The sequence below is a fragment of the Caballeronia sp. GAFFF1 genome (assembly GCF_023630705.1).
GTDB lineage: Bacteria > Pseudomonadota > Gammaproteobacteria > Burkholderiales > Burkholderiaceae > Caballeronia.
In genome coordinates, this window is sequence record NZ_JALQEM010000023.1 from 24,496 (window position 1) to 51,234 (window position 26,739).

Below are 26,739 nucleotides of genomic sequence, written 5' to 3' on the forward strand. Positions count from 1 at the left end.
CCGGCTTCGTGCGTAGTATGGGCGATTCCCTGCGTTCTTGCTCTCCGCCGGGAACCGCTGGACGCTCTCGTGCTGCGTTTAATGCAATCCGGCGACGTAATCCGCTACCGCTTTCATTTCCGCTTCGTTCAGGCGCGACGCGATGGCGTGCATCGGTTCGCTGTTGTTGCGCGTGCCTTGGGCGAAGGCATTGAGCTGCGCGACGGTGTAATCGCCCCACTGCCACGACAGCCGCGGATACTGCACCGGAATGCCCATTCCCGTCGCGCCGTGGCACGCGGCGCACGCCGGCACGCCCTTGTCGGCAATCCCGCCGCGGTAAATTTTCTGGCCGAGCGCGACGTCGGTCTTGTCGCGAGCGTAATTCGGCTTGGTCTGCTGAGACGCGAAGTACGCCGCCACGTTCACCATGTCCTGATCCGACAGCGCCGCGGCAATGCCCGTCATGATCGGATTGTTGCGCGCCGGCGCCTTTGCGCCGGGCTGCGTCTTGTAATCCTTCAACTGCTTGACGATGTAGTCAGCGTGCTGCCCCGCGAGCTTGGGAAACGCAGCGCCGGCGCTGTTGCCGTCCGCCGCGTGACACGCCGCGCAAACCTGGGTCGCGATGGCCTGCCCTCTTGCCGCATCCGGCTTGGCCGGCTGGGCCGCCTCCGCCGCATTCACTGAAATCGATACCGCCAATCCACCGAGAGCCGCCGCTGCCTGAAGCACCACCAGAGACCTGTACAGTCGGTTCATTCGCGTACCCTGTTTTTCGTCTTGTGAGAATGTTAGGTTCTGCAAAAAACGACGGCAGCCGGATATGGCCGCAAGTACCCGAACGAAAGGGCTCAAAAGATGCCCTGAAACTGTCTCGCTCCTTTATGGGTGACGCCTGCAGCCTGGGTCTTGCGCCCATGCGGGTCTTTAAAAATCCGTCGTATTGTACAATAACCCGCTACACGCAAAGACGCCAGTCGGGGCATGCCCAGTATCGCCGGGGTTCTCTAGGCTTCGAGTCGCCGCCTCTCTCTCGCGCTCTTTCGCGCGCTTTAGTCCTCCCGCCAATGCCATTTCTGCTCCATCAAGCCCGCTTCTTCACCACGGTCAATCACCTGCGCGACCTTCCGCCGACGCCGCAGCCGGAAATCGCCTTCGCGGGTCGCTCCAACGCCGGAAAGTCGACGGCGATCAACGTGCTGTGCAATCAAAAGCGCCTTGCATTCGCCAGTAAGACGCCGGGGCGCACGCAGCACATCAACTACTTCTCGGTCGGACCGGAAGCGGCGCCGGTCGGGCATCTCGTCGACTTGCCGGGCTATGGCTACGCCGAAGTGCCGGGCGCGGCGAAGGCGCACTGGCAGCAGTTGCTCTCGACCTACCTTCAGAGCCGCGCGCAGCTACGCGGCATGATCTTGATGATGGATTCGCGCCGTCCGCTGACGGAGCTCGACCGCATCATGGTCGACTGGTTCGCGCCGACCGGCAAGCCGATCCACGCGCTCCTCACGAAGTGCGACAAATTGACGCGACAAGAGATGACCAACGCGCTGCGCGCGACGCAGAAGTCGTTCGGCGAATACAAGGCGGCGGGATATCGCGGCGAGTTGAGCGTGCAGTTGTTCTCCGCGCTCAAGCGCACGGGCCTCGACGAAGCGCACGAATTGATCGAAAGCTGGCTGCTGCCGGCCGAAGCGGCATCCGAAGACGCGGCCGAGTGATCTTGTAGTGGCAGCGAGCCTGCGAGCGGGATAAAAAAACCCGCCGCATGACGGCGGGTGAACAGCCTTATCGAATAACGACAGGCACCCGCTCAGGGAGGAGAAGCGGGGAGCGCGGCGCGAGCGCCTTGCTCGCTGGCTATGATATACCATTGTCTCAAAGCGCCTCCGAAACGCTCGCCGGCTTATCCAGCATGGCTTTGAGCCACACAGCGCACGTTTCGGATCTCCTCCTGAAGCACGTCAATTCGAGTCGAGTCATGAGTTTTTATCCGCATCATCGCCCGCGCCGCATGCGCCGCGATGACTTCTCGCGCCGTCTGATGCGCGAGAACATTCTCACCACCAACGACCTCATTTATCCGGTGTTCATCGTCGAAGGCACGAATGTGCGTCAGGCGGTGCCGTCGATGCCGGGCGTCGAGCGCACGTCCGTCGATCTGCTGATGAAGGTCGCGGAGCAATGCGTCGAGTTGGGCGTGCCGGTGATTTCGCTTTTCCCGGCGATCGAGCCGTCGCTCAAGACGCCTGATGGCCGCGAGGCGACCAATCCCGATGGTTTGATTCCGCGCGCGGTGCGCGAACTGAAGAAGAACTTCCCGATGCTCGGCGTGCTGACCGACGTCGCGCTCGATCCGTACACGAGCCACGGTCAGGATGGCGTGCTCGACGAAGAAGGCTACGTCAAGAACGACGAAACCAGCGAGATTCTCGTCGATCAGGCCCGCACGCAGGCGGAAGCGGGCGTGGATATCGTCGCGCCGTCGGACATGATGGACGGGCGTATCGGCGCGATCCGCGAAATGCTGGAAAGCGACGGCCACATCCACACGCGCATCATGGCGTATGCCGCGAAGTACGCGTCGGCGTTCTACGGCCCGTTCCGCGACGCGGTCGGCTCGGCCGCCAATCTCGGCAAGGGAAACAAGATGACGTATCAGATGGACCCGTCGAACTCGGACGAAGCCATGCGCGAAGTGCGCATGGATATCGAGGAAGGCGCGGACATGGTGATGGTCAAGCCGGGCATGCCGTATCTCGATATCGTCTGGCGGGTGAAGGACGAGTTCCGCTTTCCGACGTACGCGTATCAGGTCAGCGGCGAATACGCGATGATCAAGGCCGCCACGCAGAACGGCTGGCTCGATCACGACAAGGCAATGATGGAATCGCTGCTCGCGTTCAAGCGCGCGGGCGCGGACGGCGTGCTGACGTACTTCGCGCTGGACGCTGCGCGGATTCTGCGCGCGTCGAAGTAAGCTTCGCGATCACGCGAAACAAAGGGCGATGCGTTCTGGCATCGCCCTTTTCTTTTAGCCGTTCGAGGGCCCGAGCTTGTCGAGGCGCTTCAGGAACGTGTCCGCCGACTCATAGCCGACAACTCGCAGAACCTCGTTGCCCTGCGCGTCGAAGAAAATGATGCCCGGCGGCCCGAACAGCTTGAAACGCTTCAGCAGCGCCTGATCGTCCGCATTGTTCGCGGTGACGTCGGCGCGCAGCAGGTTCAGTTGGGCGAGCCGCGCCTGAACGCGGGAATCGGAGAAGGTCAGGTTCTCCATCTCCTTGCAGGAGACGCACCAGTCCGCGTAGAAGTCTAGCATCGCCGGGCGGGCGGCGGCTTTGACGGCCGAGTCCAGTTCCGTCGACGATCGCACCGGCGCAAAAGTCGGCGATTGATTCCGCGCGGCGGCAGTCGCGGCCGGATCGGCGCGCGATGTCAGGACGGCGAGCGGCTGCAACGGATCGGTCGAGCCTGCCGCGAGACCGACGATAAGCGCGGCGGCCCAGATGACGCAAACCGCGCCGAGCCCGCGCCCGAGGCGCTTCCAGACGTTCGCCGGCGCAGCGGTGACCGCGCCGAACACGCCGAGCGACGCTGCTGCAATCAAGAGCCACAGCGCGCCGAGCAGCATACGTGCGACGCCGCCGATCACCGGCCACACGATCCACAACGCCGCCGCCAGCAGCACGACGCCGAAGCACCCTTTCACCCCGTCCATCCAAGCGCCCGCACGCGGCAGAATCGAACCGGCGCCGAGCCCGATGACGAGCAGCGGCACGCCCAGACCGATGCCCATCGCGAAAAGCGCCGCACCGCCGAGCAGCGCGTTGCCCGTGTGCGCGATGAACGCGAGCACTGCGAAAAGCGGCGCCGTCATGCACGCGCCGACGACCAGCGCCGACAGCGCGCCCATGACGGCGACCGCGGCGAACTTCCCCCCGCTGCGCTTATGCGATGCCTCGTTCACGCCGCTTTGCCAGCGCTCGGGCAGCGCGATATCGACGCCCGAGATCAGCGTGACAGCGAAGACGGTGAGCAAGACGCCGAACGCGCCGAGCACCCACGGATTCTGGAGCCACGCGCCGAGACCCTGGCCGATCAGCGCCGCCGCCACGCCGAGCGCGGTGTACACGAGCGCCATGCCCACGACATAGGAAACGGACAGCGCGAAGCCGCGCGCCCGCGTCGCCCGCGCGCCCTCGCCCACGATGATGGCGGACAGAATCGGGATCATCGGATACGAGCACGGCAGCAGACTCAGCACCATGCCGGCGAGAAAGTACAGACCGACGACGGCGAAAAATCCGCCGCCTTCGAGCATCGACTGCGCGTAGTCAGCGCTCGTCGCGCGCTCGAAGAAAGATTGCGATGCATCCGTCGCGGACCGAGCCAGCGTCCGAGCGCCCGCAGGCTGCAGCGCGGCGTCTTTCACGCGATACGTGCGCTCCATCGGCGGGTAGCAAATGCCCTGATCGGCGCAACCTTGCGACGTCACGGCCAGTTCGAAGGGGCCTTTCGCCTGCGCGACGGGGATGCGGATCAGCAACTCGCCCCGATACGTCTCGACATCCTTATTGAACGTCTGATCGAAGTGAATCTTGCCGGCCGGCAATTGCGCGGCGCCGATAGTCGCCTCGCCGGTTTTGACCGCGAAAGCAAACCGCTCGCGGTACATGTAGTAGCCGTCGGCGATCTTGTACCGCACGTCGACTTCGCCCGGCTGCTCTGACGCGCTGAATTTGAAGGCGACGCTCGGATCAAGAAAGTCGTCGGCGGCCCGCGCCGCGCCCATGACACCGCAGAGCACCGCCAGCAGTAGAAACGCGCCCCATGCGCGACGCCCGAAAAATCGAGAAAGCTCAAACATGAATGGCACGCTGCGTTTCTGCATTGACCCACTGGCCGTAGGCTGGCGACGCATCCGCCTGCCAGACGAGAATTTCCGGCGTCTCGTACGGATGCCGCTGCGCGACGAATTGCTGAAGCTCATCTGCCCGCGCGACGCTCGTTTTGATAAGCACCTGCACTTCCTGCGACGACTCCACTGCGCCCTTCCAGTGATAGTGCGATTCGACCGCGCCGAGCTTGGTGACGCACGCAGCGAGATGCGCTTCGAGAATTTCCTGAGCGAGCGCGTTCGCCGATTCGGCGTCGGGCAACGTGGTCAGCATCAGGACGACGGGGACGTTCACTCGCGGCTCCAGAGAAGCAGGTAACGACCAATATCGTAGCATTCGCCGACGGCGCCGCATCGCTACCGAACCGGCCCGCGGAACGGCTCCGGCCAAAAGCAAAAAAGGCCAAGCTGAGCTTGGCCTTTTTGCTGACTGCTACCGAAACTTATTCAGCTTCCTGAACTTCTTCGGTTTCCTCGACTTCCGGGCGATCCATCAGCTGGACCAGCGCCATCGGGGCGTTGTCGCCGACACGGAAACCGAACTTCAGGATGCTCAGGTAGCCACCCGGACGGTTCGCGTAGCGCGGGCCGAGCACGTCGAACAGCTTCGCGACGGAATCACGATCGCGCAGGCGGTTGAACGCGAGACGGCGGTTTGCCAGCGACGGCTTCTTGCCGAGCGTGATCAGCGGCTCGACGACCTTGCGCAGTTCCTTGGCCTTCGGCAGCGTCGTCTTGATGACTTCGTGCTCGATCAGCGAGTTCGACATGTTACGGAGCATTGCCAGACGGTGGCTGCTCGTGCGGTTCAGTTTCCGCAAACCATGCTTGTGACGCATTTTCAGTTCCTTTAACGAGTTTTGATCCAGCTCTTCTATTGCGCTCCGCTTTCACGGAAAAGGCGCACGGGCCGGTCGAAGAAAAAGCAAGACGCGGATTTTAAAGCAAAATCCGCGTCTTTGCCAGTTACAGCGCGACGTCCGCGATGACTTGCAGACCTTACTTGTCCAGACCGGCCGGCGGCCAGTTTTCGAGCTTCATGCCGAGCGTCAGACCACGCGAAGCCAGCACTTCCTTGATCTCGTTCAGCGACTTGCGGCCCAGGTTCGGCGTCTTCAGCAGCTCGTTTTCCGTGCGCTGGATCAGATCGCCGATGTAGTAGATGTTCTCGGCCTTCAGGCAGTTCGCCGAGCGAACCGTGAGTTCGAGGTCGTCCACCGGACGCAGCAGGATCGGATCGATCTGCGGCGCACGCGACGGCGCTTCGGCAGCCGCTTCCGTGCCTTCCAGGGCTGCGAACACCGACAACTGGTCCACGAGAATGCGCGCCGATTGACGGATCGCTTCTTCAGGCGAAATAACACCGTTGGTTTCGATGTTCATCACGAGCTTGTCGAGGTCGGTACGCTGTTCGACACGCGCGCTTTCCACGGCGTAGCTGACGCGACGCACCGGCGAGAACGACGCGTCCAGCACGATACGGCCGATAATCTTTGCCGAATCTTCGCCGTAGCGACGCACGTTGCCCGGCACATAGCCGCGGCCCTTCTCGATCTTGATCTGCACGTCGAGCTTGCCGCCCTTCGACAGATGAGCGATCACGTGTTCCGGATTGATGACCTCGCAGTCGTGCGCGAGTTCGATATCGCCGGCGGTGACCACGCCTTCGCCTTCCTTGCGCAGCGTGACCGTGACTTCGTCGCGGTTATGCAGCTTGAAGACGACGCCCTTCAGGTTCAACAGCAGGTTGACCACATCCTCTTGCACACCATCGAGCGTCGAGTATTCGTGCACGACGCCTGCGATCGTCACTTCGGTCGGCGCGTAGCCCACCATCGACGATAGCAGCACGCGCCGAAGCGCGTTACCCAAGGTGTGGCCATAGCCGCGTTCGAACGGCTCCATAACCACTTTCGCGTGGCTTTCGCCAAGCGATTCAACTGCAATGATCTTGGGCTTCAACAAACTGGTTTGCATAGGTTTTCCTTTTCAATACCCTCGGCTCGTTACACCGATAAGGCTGACCGGTAACAACCTGAAAATACACAGCCGGGGATGCCCCTTTGCCACGAGCAATCAGGCTCCCCGGCTGCAGATCCGGTTACTGCGCGAAGGCCGCGCGATTAACGCGAATACAATTCGACGATCAGGCTTTCGTTAATGTCGCCAGCGATATCGCTACGCTCCGGCATCGACTTGAACGTGCCTTCGAACTTCTTCGCGTCGACCGACACCCAGCTCGGCAGGCCGCCCTGCTCTGCCAGCGACAGCGCTTCGACGATACGCGCCTGCTTGCGCGACTGTTCGCGCACGGAGACGACATCGCCAGCCTTCACTTGCAGCGACGGGATGTTAGCGACCTGGCCGTTCACCATGATCGACTTGTGGCTCACGAGCTGACGCGCTTCAGCGCGGGTCGAGCCGAAGCCCATGCGATACACGACGTTGTCGAGACGCGACTCGAGCAGTTGCAGCAGGTTCTCGCCCGTCGGGCCCTTGCGGCGGTCGGCTTCAGCGAAGTAGCGGCGGAACTGACGCTCGAGAACGCCGTAAATACGCTTCACTTTCTGCTTTTCGCGCAACTGGGTGCCGTAGTCGGACGTACGCGCGCCCGACGTGCGGCCGTGCTGGCCGGGCTTGCTGTCGAGCTTGCACTTGTCGGCGAGCGAGCGACGCGCGCTCTTCAGGAACAGATCGGTGCCTTCACGGCGGGACAGCTTGGCTTTAGGACCGGTATAACGTGCCACGTTGAATCCTTAAAAATTAGTCACGCGAACTTGCATCCGCGCTAGTCCGAACCCCTTGGGTCGAACGGTGGGCTTAGTCAATTCATTGACGCACGAATCCCGCCGATACTTTCGCATCAGCAGGAGCATGCGTTCGCGTCATCGCGTTAGATGCGACGGCGCTTCGGCGGACGGCAACCGTTGTGCGGGACCGGCGTCACGTCGGAGATCGCGGTGATCTTGATGCCAAGACCATGCAGCGCGCGCACCGCCGATTCACGGCCAGGACCGGGGCCCTTGATCCGCACTTCGAGGTTCTTCACGCCGTATTCCATCGCCACGCGGCCAGCCGATTCGGCTGCGACCTGAGCTGCAAACGGCGTCGACTTACGCGAGCCCTTGAAACCCTGACCGCCCGACGTCGCCCACGCGAGAGCGTTACCTTGACGATCGGTGATCGTGATGATGGTGTTGTTGAACGACGCGTGAACGTGAACCACGCCCTCGGCGACGTTCTTCTTAACCTTCTTGCGAACGCGTTGCGCCGCGGAGTTGTTCGAAGCCTTAGCCATTACGTTTTCCTGTAACTGTCAGTTCCGCTTACTTCTTCAGCGATTGCGCTGCACGACGCGGACCCTTGCGCGTACGGGCATTCGTGCGGGTGCGCTGGCCGCGCAGGGGCAGACCCTTGCGGTGACGCATGCCGCGGTAGCAACCCAAGTCCATCAGGCGCTTGATGTTCATCGTCACTTCACGGCGCAGGTCGCCTTCGACGATGAACTTGCCCACTTCGTCACGCAGCTTTTCGAGGTCTGCGTCAGTGAGGTCCTTGACCTTCTTCGAAAATTCCACACCAGCTGCGGTGCAAATGCCGCGCGAACGCGTGCGTCCGATGCCGAAGATTGCCGTCAGGCCGATCTCGGTATGCTGGTGATTCGGGATGTTAACCCCTGCGATACGAGCCATTGTTTTTCCTCAAACAAAAAGCGCAAGCAAAAGCGCGGCGTTCAGCCTTGACGCTGTTTGTGGCGCGGATCAGAGCTGCAAATCACGCGCACAACGCCCTTGCGCTTGATGATCTTGCAATTGCGGCAAATGCGCTTAACCGATGCCATCACTTTCATGATATTACCCTTTTTTCAAATCACTTCGCCCGGAACACGATCCGTGCACGAGACAGATCGTAAGGCGTCAATTCAACCGTAACCTTGTCGCCTGGCAGGATGCGGATGTAGTGCATCCGCATCTTTCCAGAAATGTGTCCCAGGACGACATGGCCATTTTCCAATTTCACCCGGAAAGTAGCGTTGGGCAGGTTTTCAATCACCTCGCCCTGCATCTGGATTACATCGTCTTTGGCCATAGTCCTTAATTAACGCATCGGGACATTGCCGCCCTTGAAGTTTGCCTTCTTGAGCAGCGATTCATATTGTTGCGACATAACGTACGACTGCACCTGAGCCATGAAGTCCATCGTGACGACGACAATGATCAGCAGCGACGTTCCACCAAAATAAAACGGCACGTTCCAGCGCAACACCAAGAACTCAGGCAACAGGCACACGAACACAATGTAGATCGCACCGGCCAGCGTCAAACGCGTGAGGATGCGGTCGATATACCGTGCAGTCTGATCGCCCGGACGGATACCCGGAACGAATGCACCGCTCTTCTTCAAGTTGTCGGCGGTTTCCCGGCTGTTGAACACCAGTGCGGTGTAGAAGAAGCAGAAGAAAACGATCGCCAACGCATACAGCAGCACGTACACCGGTTGACCGGGCTTGATGGCCTCGGCCACGCCATGCAGCGTGTTCGCGAACCAGTTGGTGCGCGTACCCGAACTGAACCAGTTCAGGATGGTTGCCGGGAAGAGGATGATCGACGACGCGAAGATCGGCGGAATCACACCCGACATGTTGAGCTTCAGCGGCAGATGGGACGACTGTCCGCCGTAAATCTTGTTACCGACCTGGCGCTTCGCATAGTTCACGAGGATCTTGCGCTGACCGCGTTCGATGAACACGACCAGATACGTGACCGCCGCGATCAGCACGACAATGATGATCGCCGAGATGATGCTCATCGACCCGGTGCGGACTAGTTCAAACAGACCGCCAATCGCGTTCGGGAAACCCGCCGCGATACCACCGAAGATGATGATCGAGATGCCGTTGCCGAGACCGCGCTCCGTGATCTGCTCACCCAGCCACATCAGGAACATCGTGCCCGTCACCAGCGTGACGACCGTCGTCAGCCGGAACACCATGCCGGGGTCCAGCACCAAAGCAGGCTGATTCTCCAGCGCCACTGCGATACCGAACGCCTGGAAGGTCGCGAGCACCACGGTGAAGATACGCGTGTACTGCGTGATCTTCCGCTGCCCCGCCTGCCCTTCCTTCTTCAACGCCTCCATCTGCGGCGACACGATCGACAGCAACTGCATGATGATCGACGCCGAAATGTAGGGCATGATGCCCAGCGCAAAGATCGTGAATCGCGACAGCGCGCCACCCGAGAACATGTTGAACATGCCAAGGATGCCGCCCGACTGGCTCTGGAACAGCTTGGCCAGTTGATCCGGATCGATGCCGGGAACCGGAATGTGCGCACCAATGCGGTAGACGATCAGCGCCAGCAGCAGGAACACTGCACGCCGACGCAGATCGCCGAATTTCGCCGCGCTTCGACCGGGTTTTGCGAGACTCGGGCTGTTAGCCAAGAACCTTCTCCGATGCTAGTGCTAGTAACGGCGAAAGCGCGTTACTCGGCGAACGAGCCGCCAGCGGCTTCGATTGCCTCACGGGCGCCCTTCGTTGCCGTCAGGCCCTTCACCGTGACCTTGCGGCTGATCTCGCCGGTCTTGATGATCTTCGCGCTCTTGATGAGTTCGCCGACCAGACCCGCTTGCTTCAGCGCCAGGAGATCGATTTCGTCGACCGGCAGCTTCTCGAGATCCGAGAGGCGCACTTCACCGACGAATTCCTTGGTCAGCGAGGTGAAGCCGCGCTTCGGCAGACGACGCTGCAGAGGCATCTGACCGCCTTCGAAGCCGACCTTGTGAAAGCCGCCCGAACGCGATTTCTGACCCTTGTGGCCGCGGCCCGCGGTCTTGCCGAGGCCCGAACCGATCCCGCGACCGACGCGACGCTTAGCGTGCTTCGCGCCTTCCGCCGGCTTCAGGTTATTCAATTCCATGTTCAACTCCTTGGATCCGTGGTCGGCCGCTTAGGCGATGACCTTAACGAGGTACGAGACCTTGTTGATCATCCCGCGCACTGCCGGCGTGTCCTGCAGCTCGGAGACCGAGTTCAGGCGACGCAGGCCGAGGCCACGCACCGTTGCGCGGTGCGATTCGCGGGTCCCGATCAGGCTCTTGACGAGCTGAACCTTGACAGTTTTTTCAGACATGGTGCCCACCTTAGCCCAGAATGTCTTCGACGGACTTACCACGCTTCGCCGCGATGTCGGCCGGAGTCGACTGCTTGCGCAGACCATCCAGCGTCGCACGGACGAGGTTGTACGGGTTCGTCGAACCGTGGCTCTTGGCCACAACGTTTTGCACGCCCATCACGTCGAACACTGCGCGCATCGGACCGCCGGCGATCACGCCGGTACCGTCCTTCGCCGGAGCGAGGAGGACCGCCGAAGCGCCATGCTTGCCGTGGACTTCGTGTTGCAACGTGCCATTCTTCAGGGGCACCTTGAACATGTTGCGGCGGGCTTGTTCCATTGCCTTTTGAACGGCAACCGGAACTTCCTTCGCCTTGCCCTTGCCCATGCCGACGCGGCCATCGCCGTCGCCAACCACGGTCAGTGCGGCGAAGCCGAGAATACGGCCACCCTTCACGACCTTGGTCACGCGGTTGACCGAAATCATCTTTTCGCGCAGGCCGTCGTCGCGTTCGTCAGCCTGAACTTTCGCTTGCATCTTTGCCATGACGAATTCTTCCCTTAGAACTTGAGCCCGGCTTCGCGCGCCGCATCAGCCAGCGCCTTCACGCGGCCGTGGTAGCGGAAACCCGAGCGGTCAAAGGCGACGGATTCGATGCCGGCAGCCTTGGCCTTTTCGGCAATACGCTTGCCGATCAGGGTTGCAGCGTTGATGTTGCCGCCCTTGCCCGACTTGTCGGCCAGCTCTGCGCGCACTTCGGCTTCGAGCGTCGAAGCGCTTGCGAGCACCTTGGTGCCGCACGCCGAGAACACTTGCGCGTAGATGTGCGTATTCGTGCGATGCACGGCGAGACGCGCGACCTGCAGCTCAGCGATCTTGATACGCGTCTGACGAGCGCGGCGCAGGCGAGATTGAGTCTTATCCATGATTGCGCACCCTTACTTCTTCTTCGTTTCTTTGAGGATCACGACCTCGTCGGAATAGCGCACGCCCTTGCCCTTGTAGGGCTCCGGCGGGCGATAGCCGCGCACTTCCGCCGCGACTTGTCCGACTTTCTGCTTGTCGATCCCCTTGATCACGATTTCGGTCTGCGACGGGGTTTCAGCCTTGATGCCTTCCGGCATCTGGTGCACCACCGGGTGCGAGAAACCCAGCGACAGGTTCAGCTTGTCGCCTTGCGCTTGCGCACGATAACCGACGCCAACCAGCGTCAGCTTGCGCTCGAAACCCTTGGTGACGCCGTGCACCATGTTCGCCACCAGGGCGCGCATCGTGCCGGACATCGCGTTTGCTTCACGGCTTTCGTCGGCCGGCGCGAAGTTCAGCGTGCCGTTGTCGTTCGCCACGCTCACCAGCGGATTACCCGCTTGCGAGATCGTGCCGAGCGGCCCCTTGACGGTGATGACGTCGCCCTTGACGGCCACTTCCGCGCCTTGCGGCAGCGCGATCGGGCTTTTACCTACTCGAGACATGTTTCTTCTCCCTTCGGCGTTAAGCGACGTAGCAGATGACTTCGCCGCCGACGCCGTTCTGGCGCGCCTTGCGGTCGGTCATCACACCCTTCGGCGTCGACACGATGGCAACGCCCAGGCCGTTCATGACCTGCGGAATGTCGTTGCGACCGCGGTACACGCGCAGACCAGGCTTCGAGACGCGCTCGAGGCGCTCGATCACCGGACGGCCAGCGTAGTACTTCAACGCGATGTTCAATTCCGTCTTCGCACCTTCAGCCTTCACTGCGAAGTCGTCGATATAACCTTCGTCCTTCAAAACCTGCGCAATCGCAACCTTGACTTTCGACGAGGGCATAGTCACCGAAACCTTCTCGACCATCTGCGCATTGCGGATGCGAGTCAGCATATCGGCGATAGGATCACTCATGCTCATTTATGTTTCTCCTATTACCAGCTCGCCTTGGTCAGGCCAGGGATTTCGCCGCGGAAGGCGATCTCGCGAATCTTGTTACGCGCGAGGCCGAACTTCCGGAACGTGCCACGCGGACGACCCGTGATCGCGCAGCGGTTACGCTTGCGAGTGGGGTTCGAGTTACGCGGCAGTTGTTGCAGGGCCAGACGAGCGAAGTAACGCTCTTCGTCCGACTTGCTTGCGTCGTCGATCACAGCCTTCAGTTCAGCACGCTTCGGAGCGTACTTAGCAGCCAGGCGCGCACGCTTCTTTTCACGTTCGATCAGTGCCAGTTTAGCCACGGTAACCTCAGTTTCTGAACGGGAACTTGAAGCCGGCGAGCAGCGCCTTTGCTTCGTCGTCAGTCTTCGCGGTAGTCGTGATGCTGATGTTCAGCCCACGCAGCGCGTCGATCTTGTCGTAGTCGATTTCGGGGAAAATGATCTGCTCTTTCACACCGATGTTGTAGTTGCCACGACCGTCGAATGCACGGCCCGACACGCCACGGAAGTCACGCACACGCGGGAGCGCAACCGTCACGAAGCGGTCCAGGAATTCGTACATCGCTTGACCGCGCAGCGTGACCATCGCGCCGATCGGGTAGCCCTGACGAATCTTGAAGCCTGCGATTGCCTTGCGCGCTTTCGTGATAACCGGCTTCTGGCCAGCAATCTTCGTCAGGTCGCCCACGGCGTTTTCGATGATCTTCTTGTCAGCGACGGCTTCGCCAAGGCCCATGTTCAGGGTGATCTTGGTGATGCGCGGCACTTCCATGATGGACTTGTAGCCGAACTTTTCAACGAGTTGCGGCACAACCGTTTCTTTATAAATCTCTTGCAGACGAGCCATTTTTTAACTCCGCATCAGGCGTTGAGCGTGGCGCCGGTCGACTTCAAGAAGCGAACCTTCTTGCCGTCTTCGACCTTGATGCCAACACGCGATGCCTTGCCGTTCCCGTCGACGAGAGCGACGTTCGAAATATGCAGCGGCATCGACTTGGCTTCCACACCGCCCGTCGTACCCTTCATCGGGTTCGGCTTCACGTGCTTCTTGACGAGGTTGATACCCTCGACGGTCACACGGTCGTCCGCAACGGCCAGCACGGTGCCGCGCTTGCCCTTGTCCTTGCCGGTGATGACGATGACTTCGTCACCCTTGCGAATCTTGTTCATCGCGACTCCTTACAGCACTTCCGGCGCGAGCGAAACGATTTTCATGAATCGTTCGCTACGCAGTTCACGCGTCACCGGCCCGAAAATACGCGTGCCGATCGGCTCGAGCTTCGTATTCAAGAGGACAGCGGCATTGCCGTCGAACTTGATCAGCGAGCCATCCTGGCGACGCACGCCTTTGGCCGTGCGAACGACCACGGCGTTGTAAATTTCGCCCTTTTTCACGCGTCCGCGCGGCGTCGCTTCCTTGACGGTCACCTTGATGATGTCGCCAATGCTAGCGTAACGACGCTTCGAGCCGCCGAGCACCTTGATGCACATGACTTCACGCGCACCCGTGTTGTCGGCCACTTCAAGCCGAGTTTCGGTCTGGATCATGGTTTATCTTTCCCAACTTAATCCGGTCGCACCACCATGGCGCATCCGGTCAGTCTTGGTCCCGTCAGCCAATCGGCTGCTTGGGTTAGAACAGGCAGCGAGGGCAGACGAAACCCGCCATCGCAATCCGGTGAATCTGTCGATACAGGCTGGCGCCCGAACCGGCTTCCCCCACCAATTTCGCCCGCGACGGGGCTCCCACAAAGAGGGAAGACCGAGATTATAACAAATAATCCCGGTCTTGCAAGCGAAACTTACTGCGACACCACTACTTACTGCATCGCGATACTTCAGCTTTAGATCACGCGAGCCGCTTCAACCAGCTTCGACACAACCCAGGCCTTCGTCTTCGAGATCGGACGCGTTTCCTGGATTTCGACGAGATCGCCTTCGTTGTACGTGTTCGCGTCATCGTGCGCGTGGTACTTCTTCGAGCGCACGACGTACTTTCCGTAGATCGGGTGCTTCACGCGGTGCTCGACCAGCACGGTAACCGTCTTGTCCATCTTGTTGCTGACGACCTTGCCGACCAGCGTCCGCTTGAGCGAGGTTTTTACGCTATCGTTCATTTCTGGTTCGCCTTTTCAGTCAGGACAGTCCGCACACGTGCGATGTCGCGACGAACCTTCTTCAGCTGGCTCGTGTTCGTGAGCTGCTGAGTCGCGAGTTGCATGCGCAGGCCGAATTGCGCCTTAAGCAGGTCCGACAGCTCTTTGTTGAGCGCGGCCTGGTCCTTCTGGTGAAGTTCAGATGCCTTCATCGTTTACTCCTTAGGCGCCGAGCTGGCGGATGACGAAGTTCGTCTTCAGCGGCAGCTTGGCTGCAGCCAGACGGAACGCTTCGCGCGCCAGTTCTTCGGAGACACCGTCCATTTCGTACAGCATCTTGCCCGGTTGAATTTCAGCGACGTAGTACTCCGGGTTACCCTTACCGTTACCCATACGCACTTCTGCCGGCTTTTGCGAAATCGGCTTGTCCGGGAAAATGCGGATCCAGATCCGGCCACCACGCTTGATGTGACGCGTCATGGCACGACGCGCCGCTTCGATTTGACGCGCGGTCAAACGGCCGCGACCGATAGCCTTCAGGCCATATTCACCGAACGACACCGCGTTGCCGCGCGTCGCCTTGCCGGTGTTACGACCCTTCTGCTCTTTGCGATACTTTCTGCGTTTCGGTTGCAGCATCGTTATTCTCCACTCTTCGCGTCACCGCCAGCGCCGCCACGACGGGGGCCGCCGCGGCGTGCACCAGCCGGCGCACCTTCACCGTCACGACGCGGACGGCGATCGCCACCCGGACGTGCGTTGCGACGCGGACGCTTTTCTTCCGCGGCTTCTTCCACTACCGGCGCTTCGTTGCGGCCGAGGGTGTCGCCCTTGTAGACCCACACCTTCACGCCGATGATGCCGTACGTGGTCTTCGCTTCGGACGTCGCGTAGTCGATATCGGCGCGCAGCGTATGGAGCGGCACACGACCTTCGCGATACCACTCGGTACGAGCGATTTCGATACCGTTCAGACGGCCCGCGCTCATGATCTTGATGCCCTGGGCGCCAAGACGCATCGCGTTTTGCATCGCACGCTTCATCGCGCGGCGGAACATGATCCGGCGCTCGAGCTGCTGCGTGATGGAATCGGCGATCAGCTGAGCATCGGTTTCCGGCTTGCGGATTTCTTCGATGTTGACGTGAACCGGAACGCCCATGCGCTTTTGCAGCTCGGACTTCAGCGATTCGATGTCCTCGCCCTTCTTGCCGATCACGACACCCGGACGCGAGCTGAAAATCGTGATGCGTGCGTTCTTTGCAGGACGCTCGATCACCACGCGACCGACGGACGCGTTCTTCAGCTTCTTCTTCAGGTATTCACGAACACCGATGTCTTCCTGCAACATCGCCGCGAAATTGTTGTTGTTCGCGTACCAACGCGAAGCCCAATTGCGGCTGACGGCCAAACGGAAGCCAGTCGGATGAATTTTCTGTCCCATCGTATGGCTCCTTAATTCCCGACCGTCACAGTGATGTGACAGGATTGCTTCTCTATGCGGTTACCGCGACCCTTTGCGCGTGCGGTGAAACGCTTGAGCGAAGCGGCCTTGTCGACGTAGATGCTCGTGATCTTGAGCTCGTCGATATCGGCGCCTTCGTTGTGCTCCGCATTCGCGATCGCAGACAGCACGACCTTCTTGACGATACCCGCCGCCTTCTTCGGCGAGAACGTCAGGACGTTCAGCGCCTTGTCGACCGGCAAACCACGAATCTGGTCAGCCACAAGGCGCGTTTTCTGCGCCGAGATGCGGGCACCGCGATGAATTGCTTTCACTTCCATCTTGATAGCCCCTTATTTCTTGGCCTTCTTGTCGGCCGCGTGACCCTTGAACGTACGGGTCAGTGCGAACTCGCCAAGCTTGTGGCCGACCATGTTTTCCGTGACGTACACCGGAACGTGTTGACGGCCGTTGTGAACGGCGATCGTCAGACCGATGAAATCCGGCAGAATCGTCGAGCGACGCGACCAGGTCTTGATTGGCTTCTTGTCGCGCGTAGCTGCAGCCGACTCAACTTTCTTCAGCAAATGAGCGTCGCAGAACGGACCTTTTTTAGCAGAACGTGTCATTGCCTACTCCTTAACGCTTGTGACGGCGCTGGACGATCATCGTCGTCGTGCGCTTGTTGCTGCGGGTGCGATAGCCCTTCGTCGGCGTGCCCCACGGGCTCACCGGATCGCGACCTGCAGCCGTCTTGCCTTCACCACCGCCGTGCGGGTGATCGACCGGGTTCATTGCAACACCACGCACCGTCGGACGGATGCCGCGCCAGCGATTCGCGCCAGCCTTACCGATTTGACGGAGGCTATGCTCTTCGTTGCCGACTTCACCGATGGTTGCGCGGCACTCGACGTGCACGCGGCGGATTTCACCCGAACGCAGACGAACCTGCGCGTAGATGCCTTCACGCGCCAGCAGCATGGCCGACGTACCGGCCGAACGCGCGATTTGCGCGCCTTTGCCCGGCAGCATTTCGATGCAGTGGATCGTCGTACCGACCGGAATGTTGCGGATCGGCAGGGTGTTACCCGCGCGAATCGGCGCTTCCGAACCGGACATCAGCTGCGCGCCGACCGCCACGCCCTTCGGCGCGATGATGTAGCGACGCTCGCCGTCTGCGTACAGAACCAGCGCGATGTTCGCGCTACGGTTCGGGTCGTACTCGAGACGCTCGACCTTTGCCGGAATGCCGTCCTTGTTGCGACGGAAATCGACGATACGGTAGTGCTGCTTATGACCGCCACCCTGGTGACGCGTGGTGATGCGGCCGTTGTTGTTACGGCCCGCCGACTTGGATTGCGAGTCGAGCAGCGCAGCATGCGGCTTGCCCTTATGCAGATCCTTGTTGACGATCTTGACCATCGCGCGGCGACCCGGCGAGGTCGGCTTAACTTTCACGATTGCCATGATTACTTGGCCTCCGCTTCAAAGTTGATTTCCTGGCCGGGCTTCAGGCAGACGTACGCCTTCTTCACGTCCTTGCGCTTGCCGTTGAAGCGGCCAAAGCGCTTGGCTTTGCCCTTCGTGACGAGCACGTTGACGGAATTGACTTCGACCTTGAACAGCAGCTCGACAGCAGCCTTCACTTCCTGCTTCGTGGCGTCCGGCGCGACTTCGAACACGACTTGTTCGTTCTTGTCGGCAACCAGCGTCGCCTTTTCGGAGATCACCGGCGCGAGCAGAACTTGCATCAAACGATGATCGTTTTTGCGAACTTCGCTCATGACAGCAACTCCTCGATCTGAGCGACCGCAGCCTTCGTGATCAGAATCTTCTTGAAGTAGATCAGCGAGAGCGGGTCGGCGTAACGCGGCTCGACAACCGCCACGTGGGCCAGGTTGCGCGACGCGAGGTACAGGTTTTCGTCGACCGTATCGGTAATGACCAACACGGAATCGAGACCCATCGCCTTGAATTTATCAGCCAACAGCTTGGTCTTCGGCGCTTCGAGCGCGAGATCCTCGACCACCGAGATGCGGCCTTCGCGAGCCAACTGCGAGAAGATCGAGCAGAGGCCTGCGCGATGCATCTTCTTGTTGACCTTGTGCGAGAAGTTTTCTTCCGGCGAGTTCGGGAAAATGCGACCACCGCCACGCCACAACGGGCTCGACGACATACCGGCACGAGCGCGGCCCGTACCCTTCTGACGCCACGGCTTCTTCGTGGTGTGCTTGACCTGCTCACGATCCTTCTGAGCGCGGTTGCCACTACGTGCGTTCGCCTGATAAGCGACGACGACTTGGTGAATCAGGGCTTCGTTGTAATCGCGACCGAACACGACGTCCGATGCGGTCACGCCAGCACCTTCCTGACCATTGGCATTCAGGAGCTTAAGTTCCATTATTTCGCTCCTTTCGCAGCACGGGTCTTGACGGCCGGGGTCACGAAGACCTTGCCGCCCTTCGCACCCGGAACAGCACCGCGGACGAGCAGCAGATTGCGCTCAGCGTCGATGCGGGCGATTTCGAGATTCTGGACCGTGACGGTCTCGTCACCGAGGTGACCCGTCATGCGCTTGCCGGGGAACACGCGACCCGGATCCTGCGCCATACCGATCGAACCCGGAACGTTGTGCGAACGCGAGTTACCGTGCGAAGCGCGGCCCGAAGCGAAGTTGTAACGCTTGATGGTACCGGCGTAGCCCTTACCGATCGACGTGCCTTGCACGTCAACCTTCTGGCCGACTTCGAAAATGTCCGTACCGATGACGGCGCCGTTCGACAGTTCACCTGCCTTGGCGGTATCGATATGGAATTCGCGGAGGATTTCACCGGCTTGAACGCCGGCTTTGGCGAGGTGACCCGCCAACGGCTTCGTCACGCGCGAAGCGCGGCGAGTACCGAATGCAACCTGAACGGCGGTATAACCATCCGTTTCAACGGTCTTGATCTGCGTCACACGGTTGTCCGACACGTCCAGCACGGTGACGGGGATCGAGTCCCCCTCAGGCGTGAAGATACGGGTCATGCCAACCTTGCGACCTACGAGTCCAAGGCTCATCGTTTTCTCCATTCCCGACTGCGATTGGTCGGGGCTGATTACAAAATGTCCGCTTTGCTACGAGAAGCAAGACGAACTTTTTTGCGCGAATGCGCGAAAAGCCTTGGAGTATAACAAGGCTTTTCGTTTTCTGCAAGCAATCAAAGACTTAGCTCCATCCGGGACGCCGGCGGAGCTTTGTAGGCTTACTGCAGCTTGATTTCGACGTCCACACCGGCCGGCAGATCGAGCTTCATCAGCGCGTCGACGGTCTTGTCCGTCGGGTCGACGATGTCCATCAGGCGTTGGTGCGTACGGATTTCGAGCTGGTCGCGCGACGTCTTGTTGACGTGCGGCGAACGCAGGATGTCAAAACGCTGAATACGCGTCGGCAGCGGCACCGGGCCACGGACGATCGCGCCAGTCCGCTTCGCCGTATCGACGATCTCGGCTGCCGATTGATCGATCAGGCGATAGTCGAAAGCCTTCAGACGAATGCGGATTTTCTGGTTCTGCATGACGATTCCTTAAAAAGAGCGAGGCGGTATTGCGCCGCCGGTTGGGCAAAAGAGCGAGGAACCGGGCATTCGCTTGAGGCGAACACCCGGTTCCGGTCACGTTACTTCAGTGCAGCGACTTCAAAGAAGACCGAGATTTTACTCGATAATCTTCGCAACGACACCTGCGCCGACGGTACGGCCGCCTTCGCGGATCGCGAAGCGCAGACCTTCTTCCATGGCGATCGGGGCGATCAGCTTGACCGTGATCGACACGTTGTCGCCCGGCATCACCATTTCCTTGTCCTTCGGCAGCTCGATCGAGCCGGTCACGTCCGTCGTACGGAAGTAGAACTGCGGGCGGTAGTTGTTGAAGAACGGCGTGTGACGGCCGCCTTCGTCCTTGCTCAGCACGTACACTTCAGCGGTGAAGTGCGTGTGCGGCGTGATCGAACCCGGCTTGGCCAGCACCTGGCCACGCTCGACGTCTTCACGCTTCGTGCCGCGCAGCAGGATACCGACGTTGTCGCCCGCTTGACCCTGGTCGAGCAGCTTGCGGAACATTTCCACGCCCGTGCAGGTGGTCTTCACCGTCGGCTTGATACCGACGATTTCGATTTCCTCGCCGACCTTCACCACACCGCGCTCGACGCGACCCGTCACCACCGTGCCGCGACCCGAGATCGAGAACACGTCTTCCACCGGCATCAGGAAGGCGCCGTCCACCGCGCGCTCCGGCGTCGGGATGTACGTATCCAGCGCATCGGCCAGGTTCATGATCGCCACTTCGCCCAGCTCGCCCGTGTCGCCTTCCAGCGCGAGCTTGGCCGAACCCTTGATGATCGGTGTGTCGTCGCCCGGGAAATCGTACTTCGAGAGAAGTTCGCGCACTTCCATTTCGACGAGCTCGAGCAGCTCGGCGTCGTCCACCATGTCGCACTTGTTCAGGAACACGATGATGTACGGCACGCCGACCTGACGGGCCAGCAGGATGTGCTCACGCGTTTGCGGCATCGGGCCGTCAGCGGCCGAGCACACCAGGATCGCGCCGTCCATCTGCGCGGCGCCCGTGATCATGTTCTTCACGTAGTCGGCGTGGCCCGGGCAATCGACGTGTGCGTAGTGGCGGTTAGCCGTTTCGTACTCGACGTGCGCGGTGTTGATGGTGATGCCGCGCGCCTTTTCTTCCGGCGCCGCGTCGATCTGGTCATACGCCTTGGCTTCGCCGCCGAACTTCTTGGTCAGCACCGTCGTGATCGCTGCCGTCAGCGTGGTCTTGCCGTGGTCAACGTGACCGATCGTGCCCACGTTCACGTGCGGCTTGGTCCGCTCGAATTTACCTTTTGCCATGATTACCTTCTTTCAAAGTTTGGTTATCGGTTAATGCTTGTGGCTTGCGCCGAATGACTTGCGGGTATTACTTACCCTTGGCGTTGATGATCGCGTCGGCGACGTTACGCGGGGCTTCAGCGTAGTGCTTGAACTCCATCGTGTACGTTGCACGGCCTTGCGTCAGCGAGCGCAGGGACGTCGAGTAGCCGAACATTTCCGACAGCGGCACTTCGGCGCGAACAATCTTGCCACCGCCAACCATGTCTTCCATGCCCTGGACGATACCGCGACGGCCGGACAGATCGCCCATCACGTTGCCCATGTAGTCTTCCGGCGTTTCGACTTCCACAGCCATCATCGGTTCGAGGATGACCGGGCTTGCCTTGCGCATTGCTTCCTTGAAGGCCATCGAGCCGGCCATGCGGAACGCGTTTTCGTTCGAGTCCACGTCGTGGTACGAACCGAACGTCAGGTGCACCTTCACGTCCACGACCGGGAAGCCAGCCAGTACGCCCGACTTCAGCGTTTCCTGGATACCCTTGTCCACGGCCGGGATGTATTCGCGCGGAATCACGCCGCCCTTGATCTCGTCCAGGAACTCGTAGCCCTTGCCCTGCTCGTTCGGCTCCAGCGTGATGACTGCGTGACCGTACTGGCCGCGACCACCCGACTGCTTGACGAACTTGCCGTCAACGTCAGCCGCCGTCGTGCGAATGGTTTCGCGGTATGCAACCTGCGGCTTGCCGACAGTCGCTTCCACGCCGAATTCGCGCTTCATGCGGTCGACCAGAATTTCGAGGTGGAGCTCGCCCATGCCCGAAATGATGGTCTGGCCCGATTCCTCGTCCGTTTGAACGCGGAACGACGGATCTTCCTGCGCCAGACGGTTCAGCGCCAGGCCCATCTTTTCCTGGTCAGCCTTGGTCTTCGGCTCGACAGCCTGCGAAATCACCGGCTCCGGGAAAATCATGCGCTCGAGCACGATCGGGTTCTGCGGATCGCACAGCGTGTCGCCCGTGGTCGCTTCCTTCAGGCCGACGGCCGCGGCGATATCGCCCGCGCGCACTTCCTTGATTTCTTCGCGCTGGTTCGCGTGCATCTGCAGAATACGGCCGAGACGTTCCTTCTTGTCCTTGGTCGCGTTCAGCACGGTGTCACCCGAATTCACGACGCCCGAGTACACGCGGAAGAAGATCAGCTGACCGACGAACGGGTCCGTCATGATCTTGAACGCGAGTGCCGAGAACTTCTCGTCGTCGGCAGCACGGCGCTCGGCCTTCTCGCCGCTTTCGAGTTCACCCGTGACCGGCGGAATGTCAACCGGCGACGGCAGGAAGTCGATCACGGCGTCGAGCATGCGCTGCACACCCTTGTTCTTGAACGCGGTGCCGCACAGCATCGGCTGGATTTCGCACGCGATGGTCCGGTCGCGGATCGCCTTCACGATTTCCGCTTCCGACAGCTCTTCGCCGCCAAGGTACTTTTCCATCAGCTCTTCGCTGGCTTCGGCAGCCGACTCGATCATCTTTTCGCGCCACTCGTTGCACGTGTCAACGAGTTCGGCGGGGATGTCGACGTAGTCGAACTTCGTGCCTTGCGACGCTTCATCCCAAACGATCGCCTTCATCTTCAGCAGATCGACCACGCCCTTGAAGTTCTCTTCCGAGCCGATCGGCACGACGACGGGCACAGGATTCGCCTTCAGACGCGTCTTCAGCTGGTCGTAGACCTTGAAGAAGTTCGCGCCGGTCCGGTCCATCTTGTTGACGAACGCGAGACGGGGAACCTTGTACTTGTTCGCCTGACGCCACACCGTTTCCGACTGCGGCTGCACGCCGCCCACTGCGCAGTAGACCATGCACGCGCCGTCGAGCACGCGCATCGAACGTTCCACTTCAATGGTGAAGTCGACGTGTCCCGGCGTGTCGATGATGTTGATGCGGTGCTCGGGATAGTTGCCGCCCATGCCCTTCCAGAAGGCCGTGGTAGCAGCCGACGTGATGGTGATGCCGCGCTCCTGCTCCTGCTCCATCCAGTCCATCGTTGCTGCGCCGTCGTGAACTTCACCGATCTTGTGGTTCACGCCCGTGTAAAACAAGATGCGCTCGGTCGTCGTCGTTTTGCCGGCGTCGATGTGAGCGCTAATACCGATGTTGCGGTAGCGCTCGATAGGTGTCTTGCGAGCCACTTTGGATCCTTTATTCGGTCGACGCGCCGACTCAGTCAATGAGCCAGCAGCGCCCTAACACAAACGGGCGAGGCGCCAAACTAGCGCACCCGCCCTGATTTTTCCGTTACTCTATGAGCGGGAGCTTAGAAACGGAAATGCGAGAATGCCTTGTTAGCCTCTGCCATGCGGTGAACTTCGTCGCGCTTCTTCATCGCGCCGCCGCGGCCTTCGGCCGCTTCGGAGAGCTCACCTGCCAGGCGCAGGGCCATCGACTTTTCGCTGCGCTTCTTCGCGGCTTCACGCAACCAACGCATCGCCAATGCCATACGACGCGAGGGACGCACTTCGACCGGAACTTGATAGTTCGCACCACCAACGCGACGGCTCTTTACTTCGACCACCGGCTTCACGTTGTTGAGCGCGACCGTGAACACTTCCAGCGGGTCCTTGCCACCCTTGGTCTGGATCTGTTCAAAAGCGCCGTACACGATGCGTTCGGCAACCGACTTCTTGCCGGACAACATCAGCACGTTCATGAACTTGGCTACATCTACGTTGCCGAACTTCGGATCCGGCAATACTTCCCGCTTGGGGACTTCGCGACGACGCGGCATGATTCTTCCTTTACCTTTTCAGTTGGAGCGTTTTTCCGCTCCGCGGCCACCAACTAACCCGATCCATCTCTCGACTAAACCAGCTTGGCCGGGTGACCACTTACTCGACAGCACCGGCACATCCGGCACCACCGCATTAACCGCCTTACGGCGACCTCAAACTACTTCGACTGCTCGAACCGGCGATTACTTGCCAGCCTTGGCACGCTTCGCACCGTACTTCGAGCGAGCCTGCTTACGATCCTTGACGCCCTGGGTATCCAGCGAGCCGCGGACCATGTGGTAACGCACACCCGGCAAGTCCTTCACACGACCGCCGCGAATCAGCACGACCGAGTGTTCCTGCAGGTTGTGGCCTTCACCACCGATGTACGAAATGACTTCAAAGCCGTTCGTGAGACGAACCTTGGCAACTTTACGAAGTGCCGAGTTCGGCTTCTTCGGCGTCGTCGTGTACACGCGGGTGCACACGCCGCGACGCTGCGGACAGTCCTGCAGGGCCGGCGACTTGCTCTTCGTCGTTTCCGACGTGCGGCCTTTGCGAACCAGTTGATTGATGGTTGGCATCGTTTAATCCTAAAAATGAACAAAATCGGCGCAATTCCGAACGGGCAAAGCGAAGGAATCGCGCGTCTGACCTTCTCGTGAATGGCTTTCGCCCGGAGCAGCCCGCCTTAGGCAGGATCCCAAAACGGGCCAAGAACGAGAACCTAGCATGATAGTCCGGAAATGTTAATCCGGTCAATACGTTGCGTGACTTTCTGGCGCACTCGCCGATGCAACGTCAGTCCGCGCCGACCACGTCGAGCAGTTCGTCGCCGAAACGCTCCAGTTTTCGCACGCCGATGCCCGGAATGTGCCGCAAGTCGTCGATCGTATCGGGATCGCTCCGCGCGATTTCGGCAAGCGTCGCGTCGTGGAAGATGACGTACGCCGGCACGCCGTCGGTTTTCGCAGTCTCGGCCCGCCACGTCCGCAAGCGATCCCATCGCGCTTTCTCGCGCGGCGACATGCCCGCGGTCGGATCGGCGCGTTCGCCTGTGCGTCCCGACGACTGCCGGTTGCGCACTGGCTTCACGTACTTGCGCAGCGTGACGCGCTCGTCGCCCTTCAGCACGGGCTTGCTCGCGTCGGTCAGGACGAGCGCCCCGAAGCCGTCGTGATCGACGGCAAGAAACCCAAACGCGACCAATTGCCTGAAAACGGCGCGCCACTCCGGTTCCGAAAGACTCGCGCCGACGCCGAACGTCGACAACTTATCGTGGCCGCGCTGCAAGACTTTCTCGCTGCGCGTGCCGCGCAAGATGTCGATCAGATGCCCCGCGCCGAAGTGGAACCCGCTCGCCTTCTGCGCGCGATACACGCACGACAGCGCCATTTGCGCCTCACGCGTCGCGTCCCACGACGCCGGCGGCTCCAGACACGTATCGCAATTGCCGCACGGCGTGCTGGTCTCGCCGAAGTACGCGAGCAGGCGCACGCGGCGGCACGTCGCCGCTTCGCATAGGCCGAGGAGCGCGTCGAGCTTGCCCGTCTGCACGCGCTTGTGCGCGTCGTCAGCGTCGGATTCGTCGATCATCTTTCGCTGCTGGACGACGTCGCCTAAGCCGTAGGCCATCCACGCGTTCGCGGGCAAGCCGTCGCGGCCGGCGCGCCCGGTCTCCTGGTAGTAGCCTTCGACGCTCTTCGGCAAATCAAGATGCGCGACGAAGCGCACGTCCGGCTTGTCGATCCCCATGCCGAACGCAATCGTTGCGCACATCACGATGCCCTCTTCGCGCTGAAACATCTCCTGATGCTTCTGACGCGTCTCGAATTCCATGCCGGCGTGGTACGGGAGCGCGCGCACGCCCTGCCCCTTGAGCCAGTCGGCGGTTTCTTCCACCTTACGGCGCGAGAGGCAATACACGACGCCCGCGTCCGTGGTGCCGTCCTTGTTCGTGTGCTCGGCGCGAATGAAGTCGAGCAATTGCGAGCGCGCGTTGTCCTTCTCGACGATCCGATAGCGGATATTCGGCCGGTCGAAGCTCGACACAAAGATCCGCGCGTCGTCGAGCGCAAGGCGGTGCACGATTTCGTCGCGCGTGATGGCGTCCGCCGTTGCCGTCAGCGCGATGCGCGGCACGTTCGGGAAACGCTCATGCAGCACGGACAGCTGGATGTATTCGGGCCGGAAGTCATGGCCCCATTGCGAGACGCAGTGCGCCTCGTCGATCGCAAAAAGGCCAACAGGCGAGCTTTCGAGCAAGTCGAGGAAACGCGGCGTCATGAGACGCTCGGGCGCGACGTACAGCAGATCGATGCTGCCGTTGCGCAGCGCGCGCTCGGTCGCGGCGGCCTCGGCGCCCGAGAGCGTCGAGTTGAGATACGCGGCGCGCACGCCGACTTCAGTGAGCGCGGCCACCTGATCCTGCATCAGCGCTATCAGCGGTGAAACGACGATGCCCGCGCCGAAGCCCGCCTCTTTGCGCACCAGCGACGGAATCTGGTAGCACAGCGATTTTCCCCCGCCCGTCGGCATGAGCACGAGCGAATCGCCGCCGTTCGCGACATGTTCGACGATTTCCGCCTGCTGTCCGCGAAAAGCCGGATAGCCGAAAACTTCGTTGAGAATTTCTAGCGGACGGGACATAGAGAAGAAGC

Annotated in this window: 39 protein-coding genes; 2 read left to right on the plus strand and 37 right to left on the minus strand. The window is 60.7% G+C overall.

Annotated elements, in window-relative coordinates:
* Positions 1-78 precede the first annotated feature (78 nt).
* A complete protein-coding gene (locus NCR37_RS12220) occupies positions 79-741 on the minus strand; it encodes a c-type cytochrome (protein WP_250473233.1) in 663 nt (220 codons plus the stop codon).
* Positions 742-1,049: 308 nt separating this feature from the next.
* Between NCR37_RS12220 and yihA the strand changes: the two genes are divergently transcribed.
* Both yihA and hemB read left to right on the plus strand, forming a co-directional pair.
* Positions 1,050-1,703 carry a ribosome biogenesis GTP-binding protein YihA/YsxC gene (yihA, locus tag NCR37_RS12225; RefSeq protein WP_175946462.1) on the plus strand — a complete coding sequence of 218 codons (654 nt, stop codon included), beginning with the start codon at positions 1,050-1,052 and terminating at the stop codon, positions 1,701-1,703.
* Between the two features lie 260 nt (positions 1,704-1,963).
* The gene (hemB, locus tag NCR37_RS12230) at positions 1,964-2,962 is read left to right on the plus strand and encodes a porphobilinogen synthase (RefSeq protein WP_250473234.1); all 999 of its coding nucleotides are present in this window, start codon (positions 1,964-1,966) and stop codon (positions 2,960-2,962) included.
* Between the two features lie 54 nt (positions 2,963-3,016).
* On the opposite strand, the gene dsbD is transcribed toward hemB, so the two are convergent.
* From dsbD to recQ, 36 genes are all read right to left on the minus strand, one after another.
* Positions 3,017-4,852 carry a protein-disulfide reductase DsbD gene (dsbD, locus tag NCR37_RS12235; RefSeq protein WP_250473248.1) on the minus strand — a complete coding sequence of 612 codons (1,836 nt, stop codon included), beginning with the start codon at positions 4,850-4,852 and terminating at the stop codon, positions 3,017-3,019.
* Positions 4,845-5,177: a divalent-cation tolerance protein CutA gene (gene cutA / locus NCR37_RS12240; protein ID WP_250473235.1), complete on the minus strand. Its 333-nt coding sequence runs from the start codon at positions 5,175-5,177 to the stop codon at positions 4,845-4,847. The genes dsbD and cutA overlap by 8 nt, the downstream gene beginning before the upstream one ends.
* Positions 5,178-5,325: 148 nt before the next feature.
* Positions 5,326-5,721 carry a 50S ribosomal protein L17 gene (gene rplQ, locus NCR37_RS12245; RefSeq protein ID WP_008344047.1) on the minus strand — a complete coding sequence of 132 codons (396 nt, stop codon included), beginning with the start codon at positions 5,719-5,721 and terminating at the stop codon, positions 5,326-5,328.
* Between the two features lie 160 nt (positions 5,722-5,881).
* The gene (locus NCR37_RS12250; RefSeq protein ID WP_159837170.1) at positions 5,882-6,859 is read right to left on the minus strand and encodes a DNA-directed RNA polymerase subunit alpha; all 978 of its coding nucleotides are present in this window, start codon (positions 6,857-6,859) and stop codon (positions 5,882-5,884) included.
* Positions 6,860-7,005: 146 nt separating this feature from the next.
* Positions 7,006-7,629: a 30S ribosomal protein S4 gene (gene rpsD / locus NCR37_RS12255; protein ID WP_250473236.1), complete on the minus strand. Its 624-nt coding sequence runs from the start codon at positions 7,627-7,629 to the stop codon at positions 7,006-7,008.
* Between the two features lie 146 nt (positions 7,630-7,775).
* On the minus strand, positions 7,776-8,180 hold the full coding sequence (gene rpsK, locus NCR37_RS12260; protein ID WP_006052224.1) for a 30S ribosomal protein S11: 405 nt from the start codon (positions 8,178-8,180) through the stop codon (positions 7,776-7,778).
* 28 nt (positions 8,181-8,208) lie between these two features.
* Positions 8,209-8,574, minus strand: coding sequence for a 30S ribosomal protein S13 (gene rpsM, locus NCR37_RS12265; RefSeq protein ID WP_008344037.1), 366 nt, complete (start codon positions 8,572-8,574; stop codon positions 8,209-8,211).
* Positions 8,575-8,615: 41 nt separating this feature from the next.
* Positions 8,616-8,732, minus strand: a complete 117-nt coding sequence (gene rpmJ, locus NCR37_RS12270; RefSeq protein WP_004199844.1) for a 50S ribosomal protein L36 — start codon at positions 8,730-8,732, stop codon at positions 8,616-8,618.
* Positions 8,733-8,752: 20 nt separating this feature from the next.
* A complete protein-coding gene (gene infA / locus NCR37_RS12275; protein WP_004521905.1) occupies positions 8,753-8,971 on the minus strand; it encodes a translation initiation factor IF-1 in 219 nt (72 codons plus the stop codon).
* A gap of 9 nt (positions 8,972-8,980) precedes the next feature.
* Positions 8,981-10,327 (minus strand): preprotein translocase subunit SecY, encoded by a 1,347-nt coding sequence (gene secY, locus NCR37_RS12280; protein WP_159837172.1) that lies wholly within the window; start codon positions 10,325-10,327, stop codon positions 8,981-8,983.
* A 41-nt stretch (positions 10,328-10,368) separates the two neighbouring features.
* Positions 10,369-10,803, minus strand: a complete 435-nt coding sequence (gene rplO, locus NCR37_RS12285) for a 50S ribosomal protein L15 (RefSeq protein WP_175946452.1) — start codon at positions 10,801-10,803, stop codon at positions 10,369-10,371.
* 30 nt (positions 10,804-10,833) lie between these two features.
* Positions 10,834-11,016 carry a 50S ribosomal protein L30 gene (gene rpmD, locus NCR37_RS12290; protein ID WP_006400644.1) on the minus strand — a complete coding sequence of 61 codons (183 nt, stop codon included), beginning with the start codon at positions 11,014-11,016 and terminating at the stop codon, positions 10,834-10,836.
* Positions 11,017-11,026: 10 nt separating this feature from the next.
* The gene (gene rpsE / locus NCR37_RS12295; RefSeq protein ID WP_061170928.1) at positions 11,027-11,545 is read right to left on the minus strand and encodes a 30S ribosomal protein S5; all 519 of its coding nucleotides are present in this window, start codon (positions 11,543-11,545) and stop codon (positions 11,027-11,029) included.
* Between the two features lie 14 nt (positions 11,546-11,559).
* Positions 11,560-11,925 carry a 50S ribosomal protein L18 gene (gene rplR / locus NCR37_RS12300; RefSeq protein WP_035967614.1) on the minus strand — a complete coding sequence of 122 codons (366 nt, stop codon included), beginning with the start codon at positions 11,923-11,925 and terminating at the stop codon, positions 11,560-11,562.
* Between the two features lie 12 nt (positions 11,926-11,937).
* A complete protein-coding gene (gene rplF / locus NCR37_RS12305) occupies positions 11,938-12,471 on the minus strand; it encodes a 50S ribosomal protein L6 (protein WP_250473237.1) in 534 nt (177 codons plus the stop codon).
* A gap of 19 nt (positions 12,472-12,490) precedes the next feature.
* On the minus strand, positions 12,491-12,886 hold the full coding sequence (gene rpsH / locus NCR37_RS12310; RefSeq protein WP_035967610.1) for a 30S ribosomal protein S8: 396 nt from the start codon (positions 12,884-12,886) through the stop codon (positions 12,491-12,493).
* Between the two features lie 14 nt (positions 12,887-12,900).
* Positions 12,901-13,206, minus strand: coding sequence for a 30S ribosomal protein S14 (gene rpsN / locus NCR37_RS12315; RefSeq protein ID WP_061126156.1), 306 nt, complete (start codon positions 13,204-13,206; stop codon positions 12,901-12,903).
* A 7-nt stretch (positions 13,207-13,213) separates the two neighbouring features.
* Positions 13,214-13,753: a 50S ribosomal protein L5 gene (gene rplE, locus NCR37_RS12320; protein WP_159837176.1), complete on the minus strand. Its 540-nt coding sequence runs from the start codon at positions 13,751-13,753 to the stop codon at positions 13,214-13,216.
* A gap of 14 nt (positions 13,754-13,767) precedes the next feature.
* The gene (gene rplX / locus NCR37_RS12325) at positions 13,768-14,076 is read right to left on the minus strand and encodes a 50S ribosomal protein L24 (protein WP_159837177.1); all 309 of its coding nucleotides are present in this window, start codon (positions 14,074-14,076) and stop codon (positions 13,768-13,770) included.
* A gap of 9 nt (positions 14,077-14,085) precedes the next feature.
* On the minus strand, positions 14,086-14,454 hold the full coding sequence (rplN, locus tag NCR37_RS12330) for a 50S ribosomal protein L14 (RefSeq protein ID WP_006998478.1): 369 nt from the start codon (positions 14,452-14,454) through the stop codon (positions 14,086-14,088).
* Between the two features lie 296 nt (positions 14,455-14,750).
* On the minus strand, positions 14,751-15,023 hold the full coding sequence (gene rpsQ / locus NCR37_RS12335; RefSeq protein WP_008343854.1) for a 30S ribosomal protein S17: 273 nt from the start codon (positions 15,021-15,023) through the stop codon (positions 14,751-14,753).
* Positions 15,020-15,214 carry a 50S ribosomal protein L29 gene (gene rpmC, locus NCR37_RS12340; protein ID WP_007180130.1) on the minus strand — a complete coding sequence of 65 codons (195 nt, stop codon included), beginning with the start codon at positions 15,212-15,214 and terminating at the stop codon, positions 15,020-15,022. The genes rpsQ and rpmC overlap by 4 nt, the downstream gene beginning before the upstream one ends.
* A gap of 10 nt (positions 15,215-15,224) precedes the next feature.
* Positions 15,225-15,641: a 50S ribosomal protein L16 gene (gene rplP, locus NCR37_RS12345; RefSeq protein WP_035967605.1), complete on the minus strand. Its 417-nt coding sequence runs from the start codon at positions 15,639-15,641 to the stop codon at positions 15,225-15,227.
* A gap of 2 nt (positions 15,642-15,643) precedes the next feature.
* On the minus strand, positions 15,644-16,444 hold the full coding sequence (gene rpsC / locus NCR37_RS12350) for a 30S ribosomal protein S3 (RefSeq protein WP_250473238.1): 801 nt from the start codon (positions 16,442-16,444) through the stop codon (positions 15,644-15,646).
* An 11-nt stretch (positions 16,445-16,455) separates the two neighbouring features.
* Positions 16,456-16,785 (minus strand): 50S ribosomal protein L22, encoded by a 330-nt coding sequence (gene rplV, locus NCR37_RS12355; RefSeq protein WP_007730533.1) that lies wholly within the window; start codon positions 16,783-16,785, stop codon positions 16,456-16,458.
* A gap of 12 nt (positions 16,786-16,797) precedes the next feature.
* Positions 16,798-17,073: a 30S ribosomal protein S19 gene (rpsS, locus tag NCR37_RS12360; RefSeq protein WP_035506764.1), complete on the minus strand. Its 276-nt coding sequence runs from the start codon at positions 17,071-17,073 to the stop codon at positions 16,798-16,800.
* 10 nt (positions 17,074-17,083) lie between these two features.
* Entirely contained in the window at positions 17,084-17,911 is an 828-nt protein-coding gene (gene rplB, locus NCR37_RS12365; protein ID WP_159837180.1) for a 50S ribosomal protein L2, read from the minus strand.
* Between the two features lie 2 nt (positions 17,912-17,913).
* On the minus strand, positions 17,914-18,228 hold the full coding sequence (rplW, locus tag NCR37_RS12370; RefSeq protein WP_035967599.1) for a 50S ribosomal protein L23: 315 nt from the start codon (positions 18,226-18,228) through the stop codon (positions 17,914-17,916).
* Complete coding sequence (rplD, locus tag NCR37_RS12375) at positions 18,225-18,845, minus strand: 50S ribosomal protein L4 (RefSeq protein ID WP_040050472.1); 621 nt, start codon at positions 18,843-18,845, stop codon at positions 18,225-18,227. Before rplD ends, rplW begins: the two co-directional genes overlap by 4 nt.
* Complete coding sequence (gene rplC, locus NCR37_RS12380) at positions 18,845-19,504, minus strand: 50S ribosomal protein L3 (RefSeq protein ID WP_159837181.1); 660 nt, start codon at positions 19,502-19,504, stop codon at positions 18,845-18,847. The genes rplD and rplC overlap by 1 nt, the downstream gene beginning before the upstream one ends.
* Positions 19,505-19,689: 185 nt before the next feature.
* Positions 19,690-20,001 (minus strand): 30S ribosomal protein S10, encoded by a 312-nt coding sequence (rpsJ, locus tag NCR37_RS12385; protein WP_006998489.1) that lies wholly within the window; start codon positions 19,999-20,001, stop codon positions 19,690-19,692.
* Positions 20,002-20,139: 138 nt separating this feature from the next.
* On the minus strand, positions 20,140-21,330 hold the full coding sequence (gene tuf, locus NCR37_RS12390) for an elongation factor Tu (protein ID WP_090541958.1): 1,191 nt from the start codon (positions 21,328-21,330) through the stop codon (positions 20,140-20,142).
* 67 nt (positions 21,331-21,397) lie between these two features.
* The gene (gene fusA / locus NCR37_RS12395) at positions 21,398-23,500 is read right to left on the minus strand and encodes an elongation factor G (RefSeq protein ID WP_250473239.1); all 2,103 of its coding nucleotides are present in this window, start codon (positions 23,498-23,500) and stop codon (positions 21,398-21,400) included.
* A gap of 125 nt (positions 23,501-23,625) precedes the next feature.
* Entirely contained in the window at positions 23,626-24,096 is a 471-nt protein-coding gene (rpsG, locus tag NCR37_RS12400; RefSeq protein WP_006053291.1) for a 30S ribosomal protein S7, read from the minus strand.
* A gap of 186 nt (positions 24,097-24,282) precedes the next feature.
* Complete coding sequence (gene rpsL / locus NCR37_RS12405; protein WP_006053290.1) at positions 24,283-24,663, minus strand: 30S ribosomal protein S12; 381 nt, start codon at positions 24,661-24,663, stop codon at positions 24,283-24,285.
* Between the two features lie 217 nt (positions 24,664-24,880).
* Positions 24,881-26,728, minus strand: coding sequence for a DNA helicase RecQ (recQ, locus tag NCR37_RS12410; protein ID WP_250473240.1), 1,848 nt, complete (start codon positions 26,726-26,728; stop codon positions 24,881-24,883).
* Positions 26,729-26,739 lie beyond the last annotated feature (11 nt).